Genomic DNA, 6,332 nt, shown 5'->3' with positions numbered 1-6,332 from the left:
CAAGGTGACAAGGAGCACTAGGCTTCGCGCCGCGCGACGACGGCATCGCTCAGGTCCTGCAACAGCAGCACACTTTCTTCCCAGCCGATGCACGCGTCGGTGATACTCAATCCCGGCACCAAGTCGCCGTCGGTCAGGCCCTGTTTGCCTTCCAGAAGATTGCTCTCGATCATCACGCCCATGATCCTCAGGTCGCCGTCACTGAGTTGGCTGCAGACATCGCGGCAGACATAACGTTGGCGTTTGGTGATCTTTCGGCTGTTGGCGTGACTGCAATCGACCATGATGCGAGCCGGCAGACCCGCTTGAGTCAACAGCGCCGATGCTTCATCGATACTCGCCGCGTCGTAATTGGTGTGCAAGCCGCCGCGGAGGATGATGTGGCAGTCGCTATTTCCCGCGGTTGCGAAGATGGCGGACGTTCCCTCTTTGGTCACCGACAAGAAATGGTGGGGTTGCCGAGCGCTGCAAATCGCGTCGACCGCGATCTGAACGTTACCGGAGGTGCCGTTCTTAAACCCGACCGGGCAAGACAAACCGGATGCGAGTTCGCGATGCCCTTGGCTTTCCGTCGTCCGGGCTCCGATCGCCCCCCAGCCCACCAAGTCCGCGACGTATTGGGGGCTGATCAAATCCAAGAACTCGGTTCCGGTCGGCAGCCCCATCGCGTTGATGTCGCGCAACAATCCGCGAGCGGTGCGCAGTCCCCGATTGATCTGGAAGCTGTCGTCCAATCCGGGGTCGTTGATCAAGCCTTTCCAGCCGACGGTGGTACGCGGTTTTTCAAAGTACACACGCATCACGATCAGCAACTGCTCTTGATGCTTTTGTTGTTCGGCGGCCAAACGCCGCGCGTACTCCAGTGCCGCATCGGGATCGTGAATCGAACAGGGGCCGATCACGACGACCAGGCGATCGTCCTGCTGGGCCAAGATTCGCTGGATGCCGGTCCGGGCCGTGAAAACCGTTTCTGCGATGGTCTCGTCCGCCGGAATCTCTGCCATCAATTCTTGTGGTGGCATCAATTTCTTGATCGAACCGATGCGTAGATCATCAATGGCGAACGATTGAGTGTTTTGTGTCATCGAGCGACTGGGGCGTGTAATTTCAAGAATGTCTCGCGCGGTTCCAGGGGAGGCCGTCCACTATTGACGATAATCAAAAACGGGGAACTCGGTAGTGAGAATTCTGGTCGGTTGAATGTGGAAGCGACGGGAAGAGGTGGGCTCGGCGACGCCGCGATCCTGTTTCCTCTTCCGTGATGAATGACGTTGGGGGCAAGGCCCGGATCGGCACGATCGTCGTTTTTTCTCGGCGATGGAATCGTCGGCGAACACGAACCATGGTCCGACGGGCCGAAAGATCACGGGCCGAATGATCAGAGAAACAATGCCGACGCCACGCTGATCGAGGGCCAGCGAACCAAAGAATTGCACCCCAAGCCGACCAAATCGTCAACCCCCGACGTCTGCCCCGATTCCCCCGACGCTCCCCCGTGCAGTGCTTCCACGGTCACCCGGCCGACGCCCCGAAGGCCACGCTGTGAAGCATTTTTTAGCGGTAGGGCGCGAGCCCTCCGGTGTTTCGGGAACGATGAGGGACCGGAGGGCTTGCGCCCTGCCGCTAACACCTCGTCAAACGCAGGGAATAAATGCTTCACAGCGTTGCCCGGAAGGGTCGAAACACCGCAGTCGGGAACGCGGAGAGAGGGACGATATCGCGTGGGCAGCCATTCGCCCGCCCACGCCTCGCGAGCCGACCGTCGCGTCAAAACCGCTTGACCTTGTGTTGCAGCACCCCGAGTTCATCACGTTTCTGGATCAATTGCGCGAGGATGCTGATGGAGATCTCCGTGGGGGTGTTGTTGCCCAACGGCAGACCGATCGGGCAGCAAAAGGAATCGATTTTCTGCGGCGAGACGTTCAACTGTTTCAGCTCGCGCCGCAACACGCTCGCCTTTTGGGGGCTGCCGATCACACCAATGTACGGTGCGTCTCGCGTCGTCAGCAGCTCCGAAAGCACCGGCAAGTCCGTCGCATGGCCCTTGCTGATCAAAACGAAAAACGTCCCCGACGGTTGCTCGCCGACCAGCTCTTTGGGGCGTTCGACGCATCGTTTCGTCAACTTGGGGTGATCGGGAATTTTCGCCAACCAATCGGATCGCGGATCGATGCAGGTGACGCGGCAGTGCAATTGGCACAGCAAGGGGACCAGCACCTGGGCGACGTGCCCGGCACCGAACACCGCGATCGGCCAGTCGACTTTGCCGTGGACTTCGAAAAAAAGTTTGACCTCACCGCCGCACGTCATGCCGATGTCCGTTTGCAGGTTCCAGGTCACCAGATCGCAACTGGTTCCCGAGGCGGTGGCGAGTAATTGCCGGGCGTGCTCGATCGCGGCGGCTTCGATCTTTCCACCGCCGATGGTCCCCGATTCGATTCCTTCGGCTGTCACGATTGCCTTGGCACCGGTGATTTGCGGGGCGCTGCCGCGAATGTCGATCAACGTCACGGTCACAAACGGTGTTTCCGATTGCAGCAGCGCCGTCAGTCTCTGATGATGTTGCACGACATCATACGTCATCTCGCATTCGCTCCGAATCTCGACTCCGCTGTGAACCAACCGCCATCAAAATGTTATTCGATCGTTCCTGCCGCAGGAAGAAGCAAGCGGATGGGCGGCGCGAAACTGCTGTTGCCCTGGGGCGACGGATTGCTGATCGATCAGGTTCTGGCGGCTTGGACCGACAGCCGAGTCGACGAAGTCGTCGTCGTGGTGCGGAAAGACGACCAGGCGCTGACCGAAGCGTGTCGGCGACATCGCGTGCATCTGGTCCACCCGAACGACGATCCACTGGAGATGAAGACGTCGGTGCAGTGTGCCTTGCGCGAAATCCAAACCCGATTCACACCCAAAATTCATGATCGCTGTTTCATCGCGCCCGCGGACGTGCCAATGCTTTCCCCCCGCATCATCGACCGGCTGATCGCGGCCGAATCGGATGCCTCGACCATCGTGGTCCCAGAATTCGGGGGCAAACCGGGGCACCCGGCGTTGTTGCCATGGCCGCTGACGGCGGAGATTTTTGAACTCGGCCCCGACGAAGGCATTGACCGGATCGTCAAACGGAATCGGCAACTGGCCGTTCCCTTTCCCGCCGAACAACGTGTGGTGGATGTCGATACACCCGAGGAATACGAACGTTTGCGAGACGCGTTGCCTGAGGGGTGGAAAAAGAAGACGTGATGAGACGCCGATTTTGCGTTTCCCCTCCGGAAAGCCGAGGCGACTTTGGCGGCAACGGTCTGTTAAACTCAACAGCGGATGAATCGACTTCCACATTTCTGCCGCGGCTTTTGCGAAAGGGACAAGATGACATCGATCAACGTGAACGGCAAAGTCCACGATCTGGGAGACGTGCCCGACGACACGCCCTTGCTGTGGGTACTGCGTGACCATCTTGGTTTGACTGGGACGAAATATGGATGCGGGATCGCCGAATGCGGCATCTGCACCGTGCACATCGACGGCGACGCGATCCAGTCCTGTATCACCCAGTTGGGCGAAGTCGGTGATTCTGAAATCACGACCATCGAGGGGCTATCCGAAGACGGTTCCCACCCGGTCCAAAAAGCCTGGAAGCAGCACGGCGTGCCGCAGTGCGGTTACTGCCAAGTGGGCCAGATGATGATGGCCGCCGCGATGCTGCAGTCCAACAACGATCCCAGCGACGATGACATCGACAGCGAGATGTGGAACATCTGTCGTTGCGGTACCTACCCGCGGATCCGCGCGGCGATCAAATCCGCGGCAAAGGAGATGCAGGCCAAATGAACACTTCAATCAAATCACGCACAGGGATCTCGCGTCGCGGTTTTCTTGCCGGCGCGTCGGCCGGATCATTGGTCTTGATGGCCAAGGTCACCGGCGGCCAAGAAGTCGTCGTCGTGGGGGCGACCAAGGCCAACCTTGAATCCTTCGATCCCGACCTGTTCGTCTCCATCGCGCCCGACGGAATCGTTTCCATTCTGGCCCACCGCAGTGAGATGGGAACCGGGATTCGAACCAGTCTGCCCCGAGTCGTCGCCGACGAATTAGAAGCGGACTGGGAACGCGTGGAAATCGTTCAGGCGATCGGCGACAAACGACTCGGTGATCAAAACACCGACGGGTCCAACAGCATCCGGTTCTTCTTTGATCGCATGCGGGTCGCTGGAGCCACCGCGCGGACGATGCTGGAACGCGCCGCGGCGCAAAAATGGGGCGTGCCGGTCGATCAGTGCAAGGCCGACAATCATCGTGTCGTGCATTCCAACAGCGATCGTGAGATCGGGTTCGGCGAACTGGTTTCGATCGCCAGCACCCTGGATGTGCCGGCGGCCGACGAATTGACTCTGAAACCGGCGTCGAAGTATCGCTACATCGGCAAGGACACGCCGATCACCGATATGGACGACATCCTGACGGGTAAGGCGATCTATGGGATCGACGCTCGGATGGAAAACCAGCTGTTCGCCGTCATTGCCCGGCCGCCCGTGGTCGGCGGGACGGTCAAGTCCTTCGACGCAACCGATGCAAAGAAAATTCCCGGTGTGGTAGACGTCGTTGAAATCCCCAAATTCGTGGGCGCTCCGCTGTTTCAACCGCTCGGCGGTGTCGCCGTTTGCGCCGACAGCACCTGGGCCGCTTGGCAGGGACGCGACGTGCTTGACATTCAGTGGGACGATGGCCCCAACGCCAACTACGACACCGATGAATTCGCCAAGACCTTGGCGGCGGCGGCCAACCAGCCCGGCAAAGCGGTGCGGAACCACGGTGATGCCGACAAGGTGATCGCCGAATCCGACAACGTGCTTCGCGCCGATTACTCTGTGCCACACTTGTCACACGCTCCGATGGAGACGCCTTGCGCGGTCGCGGATGTCAAAACCGAAGGCGACAAAGTCGTCTCCTGCACGGTCACCGCTGCGACGCAAAATCCGCAAGCGGTTCAGCAAGCCGTCGGCCCCGCGATGGGCATGAAACCGGAAGACGTGATCGTCAACGTCACCCTGCTCGGTTCCGGTTTCGGTCGCAAAAGCAAACCGGACTACTGCGTCGAAGCGGCCATGTTGTCGCGAAAACTCGGCCGCCCCGTTCACGTCACGTGGACGCGTGAAGACGACATCCACAACGATTACTTCCACACGATTTCACACGTGCACCTGGAAGCCGCCGTGGATGACGACGGAAAACCGAACGCGTGGCTGGCACGCGCGGCCTACCCGACGATCGGATCGACGTTCAACCCGTTTGCAAAAGAACCGGCGGGGTTCGAAGTCGAAATGGGACTGACCGATTGCCCCTACGACATTCCCCATTTACGCGTGGAAGTCGGCCAGGCGGCCGCGCACACGCGGATCGGTTGGCTGCGATCGGTCGCACACATCCAGCAAAATTTTGCGGTCTGTTCCTTTGCCGACGAACTGGCCCACCACGCCGGGCGCGATCCCTATGAGTATCTTTTGGAGTTATTGGGCCAGGACCGCCATCTGGACTTGAAAGCGATCGGGTTGTCCAACCGCGGCGCCTCGCCGACGGATTATCCCTACGACATCGGGCGGCTCAAAGCGGTCACGCGACGTGCCGCGGAAATGGCCGACTGGCAACGAGGAAAACAGTTGCCCAAGGGCCGCGGCCTCGGTATCGCCTGCTGCCGCGCGTTCTTGGGCTACACCGGTCACGTTGTCGAAGTCGATGTGTCCCAAGACGGCAAACTGCGGATCCCCAAGGTTTGGGTCGCGCTCGATGCGGGGCTGATCGTCAGCCCCGATCGCGTGCGAGCCCAGGTCGAAGGCGCCGCGATCATGGCCACGACCCAGGCACGTTACGGCAAGATCACCTTCAAAAACGGCCGGGTGCAGCAATCCAATTACGATGACTATTCCATGGTCACGATGAGTGATGCCCCGCGCGAAATCATCGTCGATGTGATCGACAGCAAGGCCGCGCCGGCCGGTGTCGGTGAAACTACGGTGCCGTCCTTCGCCCCCGCTCTCTGCAATGCGATCTTTGCGGCAACCGGAAAACGCATCCGCGATCTGCCACTCCGCGATCACGACCTTTCCTGGAGCTAGCGTGGTCGCCAGGTCGGCCCGGTGTTCTCCGCCGAAGGCCAGACGCGATGCGCGGTGGCGGGGTCATCGCATCCGGCCACCGCGTTTGCACCGCGGGGAAAATCATCGAGATCGTTCGTGACGATGTCGGGAACGTCGCAGCGAAGCGAACGCGCATCGCTCGGCCGCAACAATCCATCGGCCGCGCGTTGCAAGGACAGTTCGACGCGGGGGAAT

Annotated in this window: 6 protein-coding genes; 3 read left to right on the top strand and 3 right to left on the bottom strand. The window is 60.2% G+C overall.

The genetic code is table 11. The features are described 5' to 3' along the window. Positions 1–17: 17 nt before the first annotated feature. Together ABX749_RS17425 and ABX749_RS17420 are read right to left on the bottom strand one after the other, a co-directional pair. Positions 18–1,085, bottom strand: a complete 1,068-nt coding sequence (locus ABX749_RS17425) for a 3-deoxy-7-phosphoheptulonate synthase (protein WP_145215627.1) — start codon at positions 1,083–1,085, stop codon at positions 18–20. Between the two features lie 682 nt (positions 1,086–1,767). Beyond that, complete coding sequence (locus ABX749_RS17420; protein WP_145215630.1) at positions 1,768–2,583, bottom strand: XdhC family protein; 816 nt, start codon at positions 2,581–2,583, stop codon at positions 1,768–1,770. Between ABX749_RS17420 and ABX749_RS17415 the strand changes: the two genes are divergently transcribed. From ABX749_RS17415 to ABX749_RS17405, 3 genes are all read left to right on the top strand, one after another. Continuing rightward, positions 2,557–3,246, top strand: a complete 690-nt coding sequence (locus ABX749_RS17415) for an NTP transferase domain-containing protein (RefSeq protein WP_372897083.1) — start codon at positions 2,557–2,559, stop codon at positions 3,244–3,246. The genes ABX749_RS17420 and ABX749_RS17415 overlap by 27 nt on opposite strands. 126 nt (positions 3,247–3,372) lie before the next feature. Further along, positions 3,373–3,834 carry a (2Fe-2S)-binding protein gene (locus ABX749_RS17410; RefSeq protein ID WP_145215636.1) on the top strand — a complete coding sequence of 154 codons (462 nt, stop codon included), beginning with the start codon at positions 3,373–3,375 and terminating at the stop codon, positions 3,832–3,834. Beyond that, the gene (locus tag ABX749_RS17405; RefSeq protein WP_372897082.1) at positions 3,831–6,116 is read left to right on the top strand and encodes a molybdopterin cofactor-binding domain-containing protein; all 2,286 of its coding nucleotides are present in this window, start codon (positions 3,831–3,833) and stop codon (positions 6,114–6,116) included. The genes ABX749_RS17410 and ABX749_RS17405 overlap by 4 nt, the downstream gene beginning before the upstream one ends. Here the strand turns inward: ABX749_RS17405 and ABX749_RS17400 are convergent. Further along, the coding region (locus tag ABX749_RS17400; protein ID WP_372897081.1) for a hypothetical protein at positions 6,113–6,332 on the bottom strand (220 nt) is incomplete at its 5' end. The genes ABX749_RS17405 and ABX749_RS17400 overlap by 4 nt on opposite strands.

The sequence above is a fragment of the Stieleria sp. genome (assembly GCF_041595215.1).
GTDB classification, from domain to species: domain Bacteria; phylum Planctomycetota; class Planctomycetia; order Pirellulales; family Pirellulaceae; genus Stieleria; species Stieleria magnilauensis.
This window is presented reverse-complemented; position numbering and strand designations above follow the sequence as displayed.

Coding starts and splice junctions, on each gene's coding strand:
- ABX749_RS17410 (WP_145215636.1), top strand. CDS start 3,373: ATGACATCGATCAACGTGAACGGCAAAGTCCACGATCTGGGAGACGTG.
- ABX749_RS17405 (WP_372897082.1), top strand. CDS start 3,831: ATGAACACTTCAATCAAATCACGCACAGGGATCTCGCGTCGCGGTTTT.
- ABX749_RS17425 (WP_145215627.1), bottom strand. CDS start 1,085: ATGACACAAAACACTCAATCGTTCGCCATTGATGATCTACGCATCGGT.
- ABX749_RS17420 (WP_145215630.1), bottom strand. CDS start 2,583: ATGACGTATGATGTCGTGCAACATCATCAGAGACTGACGGCGCTGCTG.
- ABX749_RS17415 (WP_372897083.1), top strand. CDS start 2,557: ATGATGTTGCACGACATCATACGTCATCTCGCATTCGCTCCGAATCTC.